The sequence below is a fragment of the Mesorhizobium sp. M0207 genome (assembly GCF_040321995.1).
In the GTDB taxonomy this organism is placed as follows: domain Bacteria; phylum Pseudomonadota; class Alphaproteobacteria; order Rhizobiales; family Rhizobiaceae; genus Mesorhizobium.
Genome location: NZ_JAMYSQ010000001.1, coordinates 581970 through 597974 on the forward strand (window position 1 = coordinate 581970; position 16005 = coordinate 597974).

Annotated in this window: 17 protein-coding genes; 12 read left to right on the plus strand and 5 right to left on the minus strand. The window is 62.2% G+C overall.

The genetic code is table 11. The annotated features are described in order from the left end of the window. Window positions 1-474, minus strand: coding sequence for a DUF2628 domain-containing protein (locus NKJ15_RS02675; protein WP_352813974.1), 474 nt, complete (start codon window positions 472-474; stop codon window positions 1-3). A gap of 4 nt (window positions 475-478) precedes the next feature. After that, window positions 479-1078 carry an imidazoleglycerol-phosphate dehydratase HisB gene (hisB, locus tag NKJ15_RS02680; RefSeq protein WP_352769582.1) on the minus strand — a complete coding sequence of 200 codons (600 nt, stop codon included), beginning with the start codon at window positions 1076-1078 and terminating at the stop codon, window positions 479-481. Window positions 1079-1303: 225 nt separating this feature from the next. Between hisB and hslV the strand changes: the two genes are divergently transcribed. From hslV to NKJ15_RS02705, 5 genes are all read left to right on the plus strand, one after another. After that, entirely contained in the window at window positions 1304-1855 is a 552-nt protein-coding gene (gene hslV, locus NKJ15_RS02685) for an ATP-dependent protease subunit HslV (RefSeq protein WP_352813976.1), read from the plus strand. Continuing rightward, window positions 1845-2387, plus strand: a complete 543-nt coding sequence (locus NKJ15_RS02690; RefSeq protein WP_352472585.1) for a GNAT family N-acetyltransferase — start codon at window positions 1845-1847, stop codon at window positions 2385-2387. Before hslV ends, NKJ15_RS02690 begins: the two co-directional genes overlap by 11 nt. Before the next feature lie 4 nt (window positions 2388-2391). After that, the gene (locus tag NKJ15_RS02695) at window positions 2392-2988 is read left to right on the plus strand and encodes a DUF2585 domain-containing protein (RefSeq protein ID WP_254815925.1); all 597 of its coding nucleotides are present in this window, start codon (window positions 2392-2394) and stop codon (window positions 2986-2988) included. Between the two features lie 4 nt (window positions 2989-2992). After that, window positions 2993-4306, plus strand: a complete 1314-nt coding sequence (gene hslU / locus NKJ15_RS02700) for an ATP-dependent protease ATPase subunit HslU (RefSeq protein WP_254815924.1) — start codon at window positions 2993-2995, stop codon at window positions 4304-4306. Window positions 4307-4488: 182 nt separating this feature from the next. Continuing rightward, complete coding sequence (locus NKJ15_RS02705) at window positions 4489-5448, plus strand: DUF1402 family protein (protein WP_023677526.1); 960 nt, start codon at window positions 4489-4491, stop codon at window positions 5446-5448. A 34-nt stretch (window positions 5449-5482) separates the two neighbouring features. Here the strand turns inward: NKJ15_RS02705 and NKJ15_RS02710 are convergent, their stop codons facing one another. From NKJ15_RS02710 to NKJ15_RS02720, 3 genes are read right to left on the minus strand one after another with little or no spacing between them, the layout of a single operon-like run. Next, window positions 5483-6712, minus strand: a complete 1230-nt coding sequence (locus NKJ15_RS02710) for an NAD(P)/FAD-dependent oxidoreductase (RefSeq protein WP_352814123.1) — start codon at window positions 6710-6712, stop codon at window positions 5483-5485. Window positions 6713-6714: 2 nt separating this feature from the next. Continuing rightward, on the minus strand, window positions 6715-7029 hold the full coding sequence (locus NKJ15_RS02715; RefSeq protein ID WP_352454826.1) for a MocE family 2Fe-2S type ferredoxin: 315 nt from the start codon (window positions 7027-7029) through the stop codon (window positions 6715-6717). A 40-nt stretch (window positions 7030-7069) separates the two neighbouring features. Next, entirely contained in the window at window positions 7070-8218 is a 1149-nt protein-coding gene (locus tag NKJ15_RS02720) for a fatty acid desaturase family protein (protein ID WP_502906852.1), read from the minus strand. Window positions 8219-8334: 116 nt separating this feature from the next. On the opposite strand from NKJ15_RS02720, the gene NKJ15_RS02725 reads away from it, so the two are divergent. From NKJ15_RS02725 to NKJ15_RS02755, 7 genes are all read left to right on the plus strand, one after another. Then, window positions 8335-9366, plus strand: a complete 1032-nt coding sequence (locus tag NKJ15_RS02725) for a LacI family DNA-binding transcriptional regulator (RefSeq protein ID WP_352813977.1) — start codon at window positions 8335-8337, stop codon at window positions 9364-9366. 309 nt (window positions 9367-9675) lie between these two features. Beyond that, window positions 9676-10617 (plus strand): sugar ABC transporter substrate-binding protein, encoded by a 942-nt coding sequence (locus NKJ15_RS02730; RefSeq protein WP_352614967.1) that lies wholly within the window; start codon window positions 9676-9678, stop codon window positions 10615-10617. A 113-nt stretch (window positions 10618-10730) separates the two neighbouring features. Beyond that, window positions 10731-11807: an ABC transporter permease gene (locus NKJ15_RS02735; protein ID WP_292655972.1), complete on the plus strand. Its 1077-nt coding sequence runs from the start codon at window positions 10731-10733 to the stop codon at window positions 11805-11807. A 2-nt stretch (window positions 11808-11809) separates the two neighbouring features. After that, window positions 11810-12577: an ATP-binding cassette domain-containing protein gene (locus tag NKJ15_RS02740; RefSeq protein WP_023677519.1), complete on the plus strand. Its 768-nt coding sequence runs from the start codon at window positions 11810-11812 to the stop codon at window positions 12575-12577. A gap of 68 nt (window positions 12578-12645) precedes the next feature. Next, on the plus strand, window positions 12646-13647 hold the full coding sequence (gene iolG / locus NKJ15_RS02745) for an inositol 2-dehydrogenase (RefSeq protein WP_352769686.1): 1002 nt from the start codon (window positions 12646-12648) through the stop codon (window positions 13645-13647). Window positions 13648-13670: 23 nt separating this feature from the next. After that, window positions 13671-14465 carry an SDR family oxidoreductase gene (locus NKJ15_RS02750; protein WP_352769683.1) on the plus strand — a complete coding sequence of 265 codons (795 nt, stop codon included), beginning with the start codon at window positions 13671-13673 and terminating at the stop codon, window positions 14463-14465. A gap of 340 nt (window positions 14466-14805) precedes the next feature. Continuing rightward, entirely contained in the window at window positions 14806-15897 is a 1092-nt protein-coding gene (locus NKJ15_RS02755; protein ID WP_352813980.1) for a 3-deoxy-7-phosphoheptulonate synthase, read from the plus strand. Window positions 15898-16005 lie beyond the last annotated feature (108 nt).

The following is a 16005-nucleotide window of genomic DNA, read 5'->3' on the forward strand; positions in this document are numbered from 1 at the left end:
TCAGGGCTTTCCCGGAATATGGTTCAGCCCCAGCGCCAGGCCCATCTGCGCCGACCGGGCATGTGCTGCGTCTGGGACGATGCGTTGCACCGTCGGTTGTTCATCCGACTGAGCATCGGCTTCCAATGCATAGCGGAGGTCTGCGTCGTCGAGCCTGTCGGCCTCGACCACGCCCCATTCATGCCAGCCGCGACGGCGCAGGGCTGCGATCCGCAAGCCCTGCCCTTCCAGTCCGACAAAGAGCATGACAAGCAGGGATAAAAGCGAGCCGGCTGTTTCCAGGTCCAGCCTTTCGCCTAGCATCGAGAGCAGGCCCATGGCGACAAACGCCAATGCCGCCTCGACCCACAGCCGGTGCCAGGCCAGCCACAGCGGCGGCACTAGGAAGCCGAGCCAGGCAAAGCCGTCACGGATAAAGGTAGTGTCCACGCTTTCGCTGCGGCCTGGCGGCTTCATCACGACATAGATGGCCATGACGCTATCCTTTCAGGGATCCCTTGGTGGAGGGAACCGCGTCCGGCTGGCGCGGGTCGCGCTCAAGCGCCGAACGCAACACACGCGCCACGGCCTTGAAGCAGGTCTCGGCGATGTGGTGGTTGTTGGCGCCGTAATGATTGGTGACATGAAGCGTGATGCCGGCATTCTGCGCCAATGCGTGGAAGAATTCGCGCACCAGCTCGGTGTCGAACGTACCGATCTTCGGCGACGAGAACGAAACATTCCAGACCAGAAAAGGCCGGCCGGAGACATCGATTGCCGCCCGCGTCAGTGTCTCGTCCATGGCGAGATCGATCGAGGCGTAGCGCATGATGCCGCGCCGCTCGCCCAACGCCTTGGCCAGCGCCTGGCCGAGCGCGATGCCCGTATCCTCGACCGTATGGTGGTCGTCTATGTGCAGGTCGCCCTTGGCCTTCACGGTCATGTCGATCAGCGAATGGCGCGACAACTGGTCCAGCATATGGTCGAAGAAGCCGACGCCCGTCGAAATGTCGGATTTGCCCGAGCCGTCGACCTGAACCGACACGGCGATGTCGGTTTCCCTGGTCTTGCGGCTTATCTCGGCGGAACGGGGCGCCATGACCTCATCCTTGTCTCAGATTTGCACGGTTCAGGCGTTCACATGCCTGAAAACGAAAGCCTTCTAGCAGCATGATCCGGCGATTGCCAGTTACTGCTGCGGAGCACAGTCCGGCCCGGCGGATGGCCGGTTTGCAATCATCCGGCCTATGCATACATATGGCCGATCAAGTCACTCGTAACGCGCCGATCGCCTCGATGGGATCGGTGCTGATCGGAGCAGAAAATGTCGAATGAACTGACCATGCATGCCACGACCATCCTGACCGTGCGCAAGGGCGGCAAGGTGGTGATCGCCGGCGACGGCCAGGTCAGCCTCGGCCAGACCATCATGAAGGGCAACGCCAAGAAGGTGCGCCGCATCGGCAAAAGCGGCAACGTCATTGCCGGCTTCGCCGGGGCCACCGCCGATGCCTTCACGCTGCTGGAGCGGCTCGAAGCCAAGCTCGAACAATATCCCGACCAGCTAACACGTGCCTGCGTCGAGCTCGCCAAGGACTGGCGCACCGACCGTTATTTGCGCCGGCTGGAAGCAATGATGCTGGTGGCCGACAAGTCGGTGTCGCTGGCGCTGACCGGCACCGGCGACGTGCTGGAGCCCGAATTTGGCGTCATGGCCATCGGCTCCGGCGGCAATTACGCGCTGGCAGCGGCACGCGCTTTGATGGACAGCGACAAGGGCGCAGAGGAGATCGCCCGCAAGGCGATGCAGATCGCGTCAGACATTTGCGTCTACACAAACAACAACTTCGTCGTCGAAACCCTCAATGCCGCCTGAGCGGAGCCTCCGCTATGGTTTTCGGCCGGTGATCCAGAGGGACCTGCCGATGATCGCCGGCTGGCTTGCCGAGCCGCATGTCGCCGAATGGTGGAACGACCCAGAGACCGAGATTGCGGAGATCCGCGAGCATATCGACAGCATTTCGGTCGAGCCGCTGATTATCGAGCTCGACGGAAAGCCCATCGGCTATTTGCAGAGCTACGATCCGCATCTGGAGGACGGCCATCCCTATAGCGACCAGCCGTTCGGCACGCTCGGCATCGATCTGTCGATCGGCGTGCCGGGGCTTGTCGGGGTCGGCCACGGCTCGGCGATCGTCCGGCAGTTCGTCGAGCAGCTTTTCGAGGAAGGTACGCCGCGCGTCATCATCGACCCGGACCCCGCCAATGCACGGGCTATCCGTGCCTATGAAAAGGCCGGTTTCAGGGCTATCGATCGCAGGAAGTCGGAATATGGCGATGCCGTGCTGATGGCGATTGATGCCCCAGAGGGCGACGCCGGACAGGGTGAGGCAAAAGAGGGGCAATAGCAGCATGAGCGTATCCAGCGACAAAACCGTCTCGGCCTACGAAGACAGCTGGCGAATGGGGCTTCTGCTGGTTCTCGGCCTGGTCATCTTCCAGGCCGGGGTCCTCTACGGCATGGGGCGGACGCCGATCTGTACCTGCGGCTATGTCAAGCTGTGGCACGGCATTGTGCAGAGCTCCGAGAATTCCCAGCATATTTCCGACTGGTACAGCTTCTCGCACATCATTCACGGCTTCTTGTTCTATGCGCTGGCGTGGTTCCTTTTCCCGCGCTCGCCGATCGGGCTCAGGCTGGCCTTTGCGGTGGTTATAGAGGGCGGCTGGGAGTTGCTCGAGAACAGCCCTTTCATCATCGACCGCTACCGCGCCGGCACAATCTCGCTCGACTATTATGGCGACAGCATCATCAATTCGGTGTCCGACACGCTGGCCATGGTGCTGGGGTTTGTCATGGCGCGAAGGCTTCCTATATGGGTGATCGTGACCCTCGCCCTCATCTTCGAATTCGGTGTCGGCTATCTCATCCGGGACAATCTGACACTCAACGTGATCATGCTGCTGCATCCGTTCGAGTCCATTCGGCAGTGGCAAAGTGGAATTTAGTGACATGAGCACCTTCTCTCCCCGCGAAATCGTTTCGGAACTCGACCGCTTCATCATCGGCCAGAAAGACGCCAAGCGTGCCGTGGCGATTGCCTTGCGCAACCGTTGGCGCCGCCAGCAGCTCGAGGGCCAGATGCGCGAAGAGGTGATGCCGAAGAACATCCTGATGATCGGCCCGACCGGTGTCGGCAAGACCGAGATTTCACGCCGCCTGGCACGCCTTGCCGGTGCGCCTTTCGTCAAGGTCGAAGCCACCAAGTTCACCGAGGTCGGTTATGTCGGCCGCGATGTCGAGCAGATCATCCGCGATCTGGTCGAGATCGCCATCGGGCTGGTGCGCGAGAAGATGCGCGAGGACGTTAAGGCGCGTGCCCACATCAACGCCGAGGAACGGGTGCTCGAAGCGCTCGTCGGCAAGACGGCGAGCCCGGCCACCCGCGACAGTTTCCGCAAGAAGCTGCGCGACGGCGAACTCGACGACAAGGAGATCGAGATCGAAGTGGCCGATACCGGCAATGGCGGCATGCCTGGCTTCGAGATTCCCGGCATGCCGGGCGCCAATATCGGCGTGCTCAACATCAACGACATGCTGTCGAAGGCGATGGGCGGCAAGAAGACCAAGTTGCGCAAGACGACCGTCAAGGAATCCTACGGGCTGTTGATCAGCGACGAGTCCGACAAGCTGCTCGATCAGGACGAAGTGGTGCGCAGGGCACTCGAATCGACCGAGAATGACGGCATCGTCTTCCTTGACGAGATTGACAAGATCGCCTCGCGCGAAGGCGGCATCGGTGCCGGTGTTTCGCGTGAAGGTGTGCAGCGCGACCTGCTGCCGCTGGTCGAAGGCACCACGGTTGCGACCAAATATGGACCGGTGAAGACCGACCACATCCTGTTCATCGCCTCGGGTGCGTTCCACGTCGCCAAGCCCTCCGACCTGCTGCCGGAATTGCAGGGCCGCCTGCCGATCCGCGTCGAGCTGCGGGCGCTGGAGAAGGACGATTTCGTCCGCATCCTCACCGAGACCGAAGCCAGCCTGATCAAGCAGTATATCGCGCTGATGAAGACCGAAGGCGTCGACCTGGTCTTCACCGATGACGCGATCGATTCGTTGGCCGGCATCGCCGTGGACCTTAACGCCAGCGTCGAGAATATCGGCGCCAGGCGGCTGCAGACGGTGATGGAACGGGTGCTGGACGATATCTCCTATGACGCGCCGGACCGCAACGGCACCTCGGTGACCATCGATGCCGCCTATGTCGAGAAGCATGTCGGCGACCTCTCCAGAAACACGGACTTGTCGCGTTTCATCCTGTAGGAGACGCTTCATTCTCGAAGCGGGTCGGGGAATTGCTCCCGGCCTCCCCAATTTGGCCCAGCATTCCCGATGTGTGGCCAAATGGAAGCATCCGGCAAGCTTTCGTCCCGTCGGGTGCAGGCGTCTCTCGACTCCCGGTGGAGCATTACCTAGTTTGCCGGCGACTATTTGGGCGGCGGCGCATGAAAAAACTGATCCTCGTCATTTTGGGGCTGACGCTGGCGGCAGCCATGTTCGCCGCGCAAGCGGCAACGATGGTGCCGCCGGGCAACCGCAACACCGAGCAGCCCGACATACCGGGCGCTTCGAGCCGGCGCACCCAGGCGACCAACACCACCTTCCAGGCGAAATACCGCAAAGTCTTTGCGCTGCTCCAGAACGATGCCGAGTTGCGCGGCAAGATCAAGCAGGCAGCCGCGGCCTATGGCATCGACCCAATGCATATCGTCGGCGCCATCGTCGGCGAGCACACCTACAATGTCGATGCCTACGACCGGCTGCAGACCTACTACGTCAAGGCGATTTCGTATCTGTCGAGCAAGCTCTCCTTTGCCTATGATGGCGAGGACATCTCCGATTTCGTGCAGCGGCCGCAATTTGCGAAATGCGCAGGGAAGTCCGACAGCTACGATCTGTGGGAGTGCCGCGAACAGGTGTGGAACCGGTCGTTCCGCGGCAAGACCGTCGACGGCGAGAGCTTTCCCAACGACCGCTTAGGCGCCACTTTCTTCCAGCCTTATTATGCCGGGCAGACTTTTGGCCTTGGCCAGCTCAATCCGCTGACGGCGCTGCAAATGAGCGACCTCGTGCACAAGGTTTCCGGCCTGCCGGAACTCGACGTCGGCGATCCCAACGCGGTCTACAAGACCATCATGGATCCTGACCTGACACTGCCTTATGTCGCGGCGACGATAAGGAAGTCGATCGACGCCTATAGAAGCATTGCCGGCTTTGACATCTCAGGCAATCCCGGCATCACGTCGACGCTCTACAATGTCGGCAACCCCGAACAGCGCGCCTATGCGCTGAAGGCCGAGAACGACAAGCGCCGCGCTGCGGGCGAGCCGGAAAAACTGCCCGAGGAAAATTACTATGGCTGGCTGGTCAACGACAAGCTGCCGGAGCTGAAGGCGCTGTTTTAGCCGAACGCGCTCGGCCAATTATCCACGCGGCGGATCAAGCCGCCAGCAGCGACTTCAGCTTGATCGCCTGCGAGCCTAGCGCTTCCGGCGCCGGCCTTGCCTGCTTCGCAATCAGCATCTCGGCCAGCCTTATGTCGCGGGCGACCGCGTTGCCGGCGCCGATGCCGCTTGCCGCAACCAGCCTGCCGTCTTCGGCGAGGTGGAACAGGATGAAGGCGCCGTCGCCGAGGTCGCGGCGCACGATGCTGCGGCCTTCGTCCGACAGGCCGGCGATCTGCAAGGTCAGGCCGTACTGATCCGACCAGAACCACGGCACCGCCGCATGGGCCTCGCCGGCGCCAAGCATATTCCTTGCGGCGAGCGCGCCCTGCTCCTGTGCGTTGCGCCAGGCTTCGAGCCGCACGCGCCGGCCGCCATACAGGGCGAGCGGAAACGAACAGCAGTCGCCGGCGGCAAAGATATCCGGGTCGCTGGTGCGAAGCTCGGCGTCGACGGCGACACCATTGTCGACGGTCAGCCCCGCCTCCGCGGCAAGTCCGGTCACCGGCACGGCGCCGATGCCGATCACGGCAAGATCGGCGACAATGTCGTGTCCACCGGCGAGCGCGATGCGCACTTCGGCGCCATCATCGGCAATGGCGGCGATGCCCTCGCCGCACAGGATTTTCACGCCTTCCGCTTCATGCGCCTGATGGATGACCTCAGCGATCTCGGCTGGCACGCCGCGCATCAAGATGCGCGGCTGCGCCTCGATGATGGTGACCGCGGCACCCAGTCTGCGCGCCGCCGCGGCAAGCTCAAGCCCGATGAAGCCGCCGCCGACTATGGCGATGCGATTTCCGGCGCTGAGATGGGCGCGAATGGCCAGCGCGTCGTTGAAGGTCCGGAGGTAGACGCAGCGCCCGCCAAGGCCCGGCATCGGCAGCTTGCGCGGCACCGAACCGGTCGCCAGCAGGAGCTTGTCGTAGGCCAGGGCGGAACCGTCGGACAGGCGCACGACATGCGCCGTGCGGTCGATCGCCACAGCCAAAACCGAATGGATATGCCGGATAGAGCGCTCGGCCAGGATCGCGTCGCTGGCGATCGCCTTGATCAGGGGCGCGTCGCCAACCATCGCGTCTTTCGACAGCGGCGGGCGCTCATAGGGAAGATGCGGCTCGTCGCCGACCAGCGTCACCGGGCCATCATAGCCGAGCTCGCGCAGCGCAAGGGCGGCGCGCCCGCCGCATTCGCCGGCGCCGATGATGACCATTCCCTTCGTCATCATCAACCGATCCGGACAAGGACTTTGCCGGCGTCGACTTTGACCGGATAAGTCCTGAGATCGACGCAGACCGGCGCGCCCCTGGCAGCCCCTGTCTTGTAGTTGAAGCGGCCGTTATGCTTCGGGCATTCGATGATATCGTCCATCACCAGCCCGTCGGCCAGATGCACCTTCTCATGCGTGCAAAGCCCGTCGGTGGCGAAATACCCGTCGTCGGGGCTGCGATAGATGGCAAAGGTGCGGCCGCCATGGTCGAAGCGCATCACGTCCTCTTCGTCGATGTCCTCGGCGTCACAGGCCTCGACCCAGTCGCTCATTTACGGGTCCCGCGATGTTTGGTGCGTTGGCATGGGCTTGTCATTCGGCAGCCACCGCAACAGCAGCGCTATCGCTGTGGAAATCCTCGCGATAGGGCCTCGCCGTCGGCGGCAGTTCGCGCTTGATGAAATAATCCTCATTGCGCAGCTGGCGCAGGAAAGCCGGTATCATCTCGCGGTAGCCGGCCAGGATGGATGGTGTCGGCGCCGGCAGATCGTGCTTGATCAGTTCGTGCAGCCTGGGCAGCGCGTGATAGGGCACCATGGGAAACATGTGATGCTCGACGTGGTAGTTCATGTTCCAGTAGATGAAGCGGCCTATCGGGTTCATGTAGACGGTGCGGCTGTTGAGCCGGTGATCGGTGACGTTTTCAGCCAGGCCGCCATGCTGCAGCAGGCCGACCATGACATGGTGCCAGGCACCGTAAAGCCTGGGCAGACCGACCAGCATCAGCGGCAGGAACGAGCCGGTATAGAGCGCCAGCGCAATGGTCGCGGCATAGATTGTCGTCCAGATGCGGGCAATGCGAATTGCCTTCGGCTGCTCCTGGTCGGGAATGAAGGTTCTTTCGGCCGGACTGACGATACCGGCTGCATTGCGCAGCATGTCGCTCATCGCATGCCATGCGTCGAGAATGCCGACGAAGTTGAGCACCACGCGCAGCAGATCGGGCGGACGCATCACCGAGATCTCCGGATCGCGGCCGACTATGATGGTATCGGTATGATGGCGCGTGTGGCTCCAGCGCCAGGTCACCGGGTTGCGCATGATCATGAAGCAGGCGACCTGATAGACCACGTTGTTCATCCACTGCGTCCTGAAAGCGGTGCCGTGGCCGCATTCGTGCCAGCGTGAGTCGGTGGAGGAACCGTAGAGGACGCCGTAGACGAAGAAGAACGGCACGCACCACCAGCTGCCCCAGAACCAGGCGGCGCCGGCGCCGCTGAGGATCATGGTGCCGAGCCAGATGATGGTGTCGCGGATCGCCGGGCCGTCGGAGCGCTGCATCAGCTCCTTCATCTGCTTGCGCGGCACGTCGGTGTGATACCACTCGGCCGCCGCCAGCCCGCTCTCGACGGCAAGCTTCGCGTCGCGGCCGATCAGGCTGTAGTCGCGTCGGGACGCTGCTGCGGAGCTCGTATTCCCGGTTCGGAGTCCAATATCCACCATAGCGGAGGCCTCGATCATATTCGGTCAGCGTTCAAAATAACGCCGAGCCCTGATAGGCTCAATATCACAAAGATAGTTTCTATCATTTTCCATCAGAATGGTATAAAAGGGCCAAACAGTGGAATGAGGCAGCGATGGCGAAACGGCCGACGATCACCGACCTGGCGCGCATTTCGGGGGTCAGCATTGCCACCGTCGACCGGGTGCTGAACAACCGCTTGCCGGTGCGCGAGGAAACCGCGCGCCGCGTCTATGAGGCCGCGACCAGCATCGGCTATCACGCAGCCGGATTGATCAAGCAGCGGATGCGCCATGAATTGCCCGAATACCGGCTCGGGTTCCTGCTGTTGAGGCGGGAGGACGTCTTCTACAGCGAATTTGCCCGCGAGCTTGAACTGGCGGTATCGCAGTCGCCGCGCTTTCGCGGCGTGGCCACCATCGACTTCGCCGCTTCGCTGGCGCCGGACGAGATCGTCGAGCGGATGCGCAAGCTGGCCGCCAAATCCAGGGCCGTCGCCCTGGTCGGGCCTGATCACCCGACGCTGACGGTCGCCGTCGAGGCTCTCAAAGCCAATGGCGTACCGGTGTTCTCCCTGCTTTCCGACTTTGCGTCCGGTATTCGCGAGGGCTATGTTGGCCTGGACAATCGCAAGGTCGGCCGCACCGCTGCCTGGATGATCTCGAAGGCCGCGAAGAGACCTGGCAAGGTTGCCCTCTTCGTCGGCAGCCATCGCTTCCATGGCCATGAGCTTCGCGAGATCGGTTTTCGCTCCTTCTTTCGCGAGCAGGCGCCGGAATTCACTCTCCTCGAGACGTTGGTCAATCTGGAAGCGAACCAGATCACGCATGATGCAATGATCGAGCTTCTGGCCCGCCACCCTGATCTCGCCGGTTGCTATGTCGCCGGTGGCGGCATGGAAGGCGCGATCTCGGCGCTGAGGGAGGCAAAGCCGGCTGAGATGCCGGCGGTCGTCTGCAACGAGATCACGCCCGACTCCCGCGCGGCGCTGGCAGATAATTTCCTGACCATGGTGATCTCGACGCCACTGGCGGCGCTTTGCCGCGAGCTTGTCGGGCTGATGGCGCATGCCATCGAGACCGGCGCTGCGAATGCGCCGGGCCAGACCTTTCTGCCCTTCGACATTTATCTGCCAGAAAACATCTGACGTCGCGGTCATCGGCGGCAGACATGATGTAATCTATCAGAACGCTTTCAGGCCTCGCTTGCCTGAGCGTCCGTCCAAAAGCGCTCGAAATGCCGAAAATCCATTCCTCATGGCGAAATCTCGCTTGACGCCCACGCGAAATGGAATAAATATTTCACCATCTGAGCATTTTGGTTCTTTCGTTCCGGAAGATCTGTTTCAGGCAAATGCCTCTGGAACCAAAAATGGCAATCGGGAGAGAATTCCCTGCGAGATCGGGGATTCCGGGTAGATCGGTGCAGCCGGACACCAATGTGGAGGAGAAATAAAATGAAGAAACTGCTTTTGGGCGTCGCTTTCGCGGCGCTGATGAGTTCGTCCGCCTTTGCCGCCAAGATCGGCGTCTCGATGGCGTTGTTCGACGACAATTTTCTCACCGTGCTGCGCAACGGCATGATTGAACAGGCTAAAGGCATGGACGGCGTCGAGCTGCAGGTGGAGGATGCGCAGAACGACGTCGCCAAGCAACTCGACCAGATCAAGAACTTCGCCGCCTCAGGCGTCGACGCCATCATCGTCAACCCGGTCGACACCTCGGCGACCCAGGCAATGTCGGACGCAGCCGCCGCTGCCAAGATTCCACTGGTCTATGTCAATCGCGAGCCGGTCAACGTCGACAAGCTGCCCGAAAACCAGGCCTTCGTCGCCTCGAACGAAGCCGATTCCGGCACGCTCGAGACCAAGGAGGTCTGCCGCCTGTTCAAGGAGGCCGGCAAGACTGAAGCCAACGTCTATGTGATCATGGGCGAGCTGTCGAACCAGGCAGCGGTGCAGCGCACCAAGGACATTGACGACGTGATCGCCACGCCGGAGTGCAGCTTCATCAAGATCATCGACAAGCAGACGTCGAACTGGAAGCGCGAAGAAGCGCAGAACCTGATGACCAACTGGCTGTCGACCGGCAAGCCGTTCGACGGCGTCATCGCCAATAATGACGAAAGCGCCATCGGCGCCATCCAGGCGATGAAGGCCGCCAACATCGACATGAAGTCGGTTGTCGTCGGCGGGGTCGACGCTACCCAGGATGCGCTTGCCGCGATGCAGGCGGGCGACCTCGATGCGACGGTGTTCCAGGACGCGGCCGGCCAGGGTGCCGGCGCGCTTGACGCGGCGCTCAAGCTGGCGAAGGGCGAGAAGGTCGAGCACAAGGTCTACATCCCGTTCCAGCTGGTCACGCCGGCAAATATCGACAAGTTCCTGAAGAAGAACTGAGGCGGACCTGTCCGATACGGAGCGGCGCGCCAAAGTAAGACAGCGCCGCTCTGCTTTTCCCTCTCGGCCTGAACAGCGCCGAGTGGAGACCGTGGCTGACGGAGGAAGCACGATTGGCACAGACATCTCACGGCGTCGGCGGGCTCAGCTATGATGCGAAACGGCGCGCATGGCCGGCCGAATTCAACGTCTTCCTGGCGCTCGTCATCCTGGTCGGCGCTTTCGAGCTGATCGGCCGGGTTTTCCTGGGCGACAGCTTCCTTTTCAATACCCGCGACAATATCGATGCGATCTTCAACGAAGCGCGCCTGCAGATCATCATCCTGCAGGTGTCGATCGTCGGCATTATTGCCATCGGCGTGACGCAGGTGATCATTACCGGCGGCATCGACCTGTCCTCAGGTTCGATCGTCGGCGCCACGGCGATGATAGCCATGAGCTTCGCTCAGGTAGCGACGGTCAACGGCAACCCGAACCCCAAGGCGATGTTCATCGCCCAGGGCTGGACCGACCTGCCGGTGATCGTGCCCGTGCTGGTCGCGATCGGCTGCGGCCTGCTGGCCGGCCTGGTCAACGGCGCTTTGATCGCCTACACGCGCATCCCACCGTTCATCGCCACGCTCGGCATGATGGTCACCGCGCGCGGCATCGCCAAATGGTGGTCAAAGGGGCAGCCGATCTCGTTTCCGACCGAGAGTTTCGCCGCCATCGGCAAGGGGCTGATGCCGGTCATCATTTTCATATCGCTCGCAGTGCTGTTCCAGCTGATCCTGAGTTACACCAAATATGGCAAGCACTGCTATGCGATCGGCTCCAATGAGGACGCCGCGCGCATGTCCGGCATCAACATCGCCAACCACAAGATCCTCGTCTACGTCATTGCCGGCGTCCTCGCCGCGCTCGCCGCCGTGGTGCTGAGCTCCAAGAATCTCACCGCCCAAGCCGGCATGGGTGTAATGTACGAGCTCGATGCGATCGCCATGGCGGTTATCGGCGGTGTCTCGCTGTCGGGCGGCCGCGGCTCGATCATCGGAACGGTGATCGGCTCGCTGATCTTCGGCGTGATCATCTCCGGCTTCACCTTTCTGCGCCTCGACGCCTATTATCAGGAGATGGTCAAAGGCGTGATCATCGTCGGCGCAGTCGTTCTCGACCAGTGGCGCCAACGCCTGCGGGCAATGAGGGCTTGATCATGTCGGACATCGTCCTGAAGACCGAAAACCTGACCAAGTATTATGGCGGCGTCCATGCGCTGGAGGGTGCCGACTTCGAGCTGCGCAAGGGCGAGCATGTCGCTATCATGGGCGACAACGGCGCGGGGAAATCGACCTTCGTACGCCAGATCACCGGCGTCGAGCAGCGCACCAGTGGCAGGATGTGGTTCGACGGCAAGGAAGTGAATTTTGCCGGCCCCATCGAAGCCCGCGAGGCAGGCATCGAGACGGTGTTCCAGAACCTGGCGCTCGCCGACGACCTCGACGTGCCGTCGAACCTGTTCCTCGGCCGCGAGCGGGTGCTGTTCAATCTCGGGCCCTTCTCGATCCTCGATCGCAAGTTCATGCGCAAGGCGACCGAGGCAGCCTTGGTCCGCACAGCGGTCAAGATCCCCAATCTTTCCAACACTATCCGCCACATGTCGGGCGGCCAGCGCCAGTGCGTAGCAATTGCCAGAACCGCGACCTTTGCTTCCAAGCTCATCATCATGGATGAGCCGACGGCGGCACTCGGCGTGCAGGAGACGATGCAGGTCGAAAACATCATCCGCACGCTGAAGGAGAATGGCGAACCGCTGATCCTGATCTCTCACAACATGCGCCAGGTGTTCGACCTGGTCGACCGCATCGTCGTTTTCCGGCGCGGCCGCATCGTCGCCAATTTGCGCAAGCAGGACACCGACGGCAACGATATCGTCTCCTACATCACCGGCGCCAAGACCGGGCAGGCGGAACTTGCGGCGTAACGGCCAACGCCGAGCCACAGGCGCTGACACGCCCTCCCTTCCGAACCATCCTCAAAGGAAAACTCTTCATGCCTCTTCGCTTTGCTCTTCTCGGTGCCGGCCGTATCGGCAAGGTCCATGCTCGCGCCGTTGGTTCCAATCCGCAGGCCAGGCTGGTTGCGGTTGCCGACGCCTTCGAGAAGGCGGCGACCGATCTGGCCTCTGCCTATGACGCCGAAGTGCGCAGCATCGATGCCATCGAGAAGGCCGGCGATATCGACGCGGTCGTCATCTGCACGCCGACCGACACTCATGCCGACCTGATCGAACGCTTCGCCAAGGCGGGCAAGGCGATTTTCTGCGAAAAGCCGATCGATCTCGACGCCGGCAGAGTGGAACAATGCCTGGCCGTCGTCGACAAGGCCGGCGCCACCCTGATGGTCGGCTTCAACCGCCGCTTCGATCCGCATTTTGCCGCCGTGCGCAAGGCGATCGACGACGGCGCCATCGGCACTGTCGAAATGGTGACAATCACCTCGCGCGATCCCGGCCCGCCGCCGCTCGACTATATCGGCCGCTCGGGCGGCATCTTCCGCGACATGACCATTCATGATTTCGACATGGCGCGCTTCCTGCTCGGCGAGGAGCCGGTGGCGGTCAGCGCGCATGCTTCGGTGCTGGTCGACAAGAAGATCGGCGAGGCCGGCGACTTCGACAGCGTCAGCGTCATCCTCGAAACTGCTTCCGGCAAGCAATGCGTTATCTCCAACTCACGCCGCGCCACCTACGGTTACGACCAGCGCATCGAGGTGCATGGCTCGAAAGGCATGATTGCGGCCGAGAACCAGCGGCCGGTGTCGATCGAACTGGCCAATGAGAAGGGCTATACGCGGCCGCCGCTGCACGATTTCTTCATGACCCGTTATCTCGACGCTTATGCCAACGAGATCGCTGCCTTCATCGCGGCAGCGACGTCAGGCAAGAAGGCGACGCCGAGCGGCAAGGACGGGCTGGTGGCGCTCAGGCTGGCGGATGCGGCGCTGAAATCGGCCAAGGAAGGCAAGACCGTCCGCCTCGACAAAACAATCTGACTATCAAGCACAGGAGCAAGGCGATGAACGGTTCAGCCGGTCGCAATTCCGAAACACGCGCCATCGTCACCGGCGGCGCACAAGGCATCGGCTTTGCCGTCGCCGAAGCGCTGGCCGATGAGGGCTGCCGGGCGCTGGCGCTGATCGGCCGCTCGCAGGAGAAGGGCGACAAGGCTGTCGCCATCCTCAAGGGGGCAGGCGTCGATGCCATCTTCATCAGCGCCGACGTCTCAAAAGTGGCCGACTGCAAGCGTGCGGTCGAAACGGCGATTGGCCATTTTGGTACCGTCAACGCGCTGGTCAACGCCGCTGCCACCTCGGCCCGCGGCTCGCTGGTCGAGACCTCCGAGGATCTGTTCGACCAGATATTCCAGACCAATGTGCGGGGCCCGTTTTTCCTGATGCAGGGCGTGGTGGCGCATTTGCTGGCGCGCCAGGCACCGGGCTCGATCGTCAACGTGCTGTCGATGTCGGCGCATTGCGGCCAGTCGTTCCTGGCGCCTTATTCGTCAAGCAAGGGAGCGCTGGCGACACTCACCAAGAATGTCGCCAATGCCTATCGCGGCAATCGCATCCGCTGCAACGCGGTGCTGCCCGGCTGGATGGACACCGAGGGCGAGGCGATCGTGCAGAAGAAATGGCACGACGCGCCGGACGACTGGCTGGAAAGGGCCGAGGCCGCGCAGCCGATGGGTCAATTGGTGAAGCCGGCACAGCTTGCCCGGTTGATCAGCTATATGATCAGCCCGCAGTCCGGCGTCATGACCGGGTCGCTGGTCGATTACGACCAGAGCGTCGCCGGGTCGTCGCCGGAATAACGCCGGCAAGTCTAGCGGAACGCTTCGTCATCCACGGGCGGAGCAAGGAGCGCAGCGACGCGGCGCAGACCCGAGGATGACGAAGTTCGGGGGGCTTCAGCCAATCGCGAATGGGCTGGAGTAAACCTCCTCCTCACCAGGCACGTGACAAGCGCATCCGCATCGACTATATCAGCCCTCATGATCAACCTGACCGCCACATATTGGTACTTTATGAGCTCGCTGGCGGCGGGAGGATTGCGCTCGATCTGAAGATTGCAGCAACAATATCCGAACAGCCGCCAGACCTGGCGGCTTTTTTGTTTCAGCCGGCAGGTCTCCCCAATCAGGAGCATAAGCCGTGTTGACGACCACAGACGATCTTCGGGTCAAGGAAATCAGAGAACTGAGCACACCCGACGAGGTGATGCGGGAAATACCGCGCACGCTGACGGCGACGCGCACCGTTGCCGCATCACGCAATGCCATCCACGCCGTGCTGACCGGCACCGACGATCGGCTGGTGGTCGTCGTCGGCCCCTGTTCAATCCACGACCCGGCCGCTGCCGTAGACTATGCCAGCCGTTTGGCATCGCTGCGTGAAAGCCTGTCGGACCGGCTGGAGATCGTGATGCGGGTTTATTTCGAGAAGCCGCGCACGACGGTCGGCTGGAAGGGCCTGATCAACGATCCCGACCTCGACGGCAGCTTCAACATTGACAAGGGCCTGAGGATGGCACGCAACGTGCTCTCCGCCGTCAACAATCTCGGCCTGCCGGCGGCGACGGAATTCCTCGACATGGCCACCCCGCAATATATTGCCGACCTCGTCGCCTGGGGAGCGATCGGCGCGCGCACGACCGAGAGCCAGATCCACCGCGAACTCGCATCAGGCCTGTCCTGCCCGGTCGGCTTCAAGAACGGCACCGACGGCAATTTGCGGATCGCGGCCGAGGCGGTGAAATCCGCCGCCCAGCCGCACCATTTCATGGCGGTGACGAAAGGTGGGCGCAGCGCCATCGCGACGACCACCGGCAACGAGGACTGCCACGTCATCCTGCGCGGCGGCATTGTGCCCAACTACGACGCGGCAAGCATAGCTGCTGCCTCCGCTGAGCTCGGCCGGATCGGCGTGACACCTCGGCTGATGATCGATGTCAGTCATGCCAACAGCAACAAGAAGCCGGAAAACCAGCCGCTGGTGGCGGCTGACGTGGCGGGCCAGATCGCGGCAGGCGACGAGTGCATCATCGGCGTCATGATCGAGAGCAACCTTGTCGCCGGCCGGCAGGATGTCGTGCCCGGCAAGCCGCTCCTCTATGGCCAGAGCATCACCGATGGCTGTATCGACTGGGAAACCACCGAAACGGTGCTGCACGGCCTTGCCGACGCCGTCGAGCAGCGCCGGTCGGCGCGACGCGCCATGATCGCTGACCGTCCGGGAGCCGCCTGAGGCAGCCAATGCCGGCCCTGACCCTTCTCCCCTTGTGGGAGAAGGTGGATCGGCGCGCAGCGCCGAGCCGGATGAGGGGTGCTGGAAGAAACTCGGCGCAAAAATATT

What these genes read in the sequence shown, in the direction of transcription:
- NKJ15_RS02720 (WP_502906852.1), bottom strand. Translation starts at nt 8,218, where the DNA reads ATGATCGAGGCCTCCGCTATGGTGGATATTGGACTCCGAACCGGGAAT.
- NKJ15_RS02740 (WP_023677519.1), top strand. Translation starts at nt 11,810, where the DNA reads ATGTCGGACATCGTCCTGAAGACCGAAAACCTGACCAAGTATTATGGC.
- NKJ15_RS02705 (WP_023677526.1), top strand. Translation starts at nt 4,489, where the DNA reads ATGAAAAAACTGATCCTCGTCATTTTGGGGCTGACGCTGGCGGCAGCC.
- NKJ15_RS02750 (WP_352769683.1), top strand. Translation starts at nt 13,671, where the DNA reads ATGAACGGTTCAGCCGGTCGCAATTCCGAAACACGCGCCATCGTCACC.
- NKJ15_RS02710 (WP_352814123.1), bottom strand. Translation starts at nt 6,712, where the DNA reads ATGACGAAGGGAATGGTCATCATCGGCGCCGGCGAATGCGGCGGGCGC.
- NKJ15_RS02715 (WP_352454826.1), bottom strand. Translation starts at nt 7,029, where the DNA reads ATGAGCGACTGGGTCGAGGCCTGTGACGCCGAGGACATCGACGAAGAG.
- hslV (WP_352813976.1), top strand. Translation starts at nt 1,304, where the DNA reads ATGTCGAATGAACTGACCATGCATGCCACGACCATCCTGACCGTGCGC.
- NKJ15_RS02695 (WP_254815925.1), top strand. Translation starts at nt 2,392, where the DNA reads ATGAGCGTATCCAGCGACAAAACCGTCTCGGCCTACGAAGACAGCTGG.
- NKJ15_RS02675 (WP_352813974.1), bottom strand. Translation starts at nt 474, where the DNA reads ATGGCCATCTATGTCGTGATGAAGCCGCCAGGCCGCAGCGAAAGCGTG.
- hisB (WP_352769582.1), bottom strand. Translation starts at nt 1,078, where the DNA reads ATGGCGCCCCGTTCCGCCGAGATAAGCCGCAAGACCAGGGAAACCGAC.
- hslU (WP_254815924.1), top strand. Translation starts at nt 2,993, where the DNA reads ATGAGCACCTTCTCTCCCCGCGAAATCGTTTCGGAACTCGACCGCTTC.
- iolG (WP_352769686.1), top strand. Translation starts at nt 12,646, where the DNA reads ATGCCTCTTCGCTTTGCTCTTCTCGGTGCCGGCCGTATCGGCAAGGTC.
- NKJ15_RS02690 (WP_352472585.1), top strand. Translation starts at nt 1,845, where the DNA reads ATGCCGCCTGAGCGGAGCCTCCGCTATGGTTTTCGGCCGGTGATCCAG.
- NKJ15_RS02730 (WP_352614967.1), top strand. Translation starts at nt 9,676, where the DNA reads ATGAAGAAACTGCTTTTGGGCGTCGCTTTCGCGGCGCTGATGAGTTCG.
- NKJ15_RS02725 (WP_352813977.1), top strand. Translation starts at nt 8,335, where the DNA reads ATGGCGAAACGGCCGACGATCACCGACCTGGCGCGCATTTCGGGGGTC.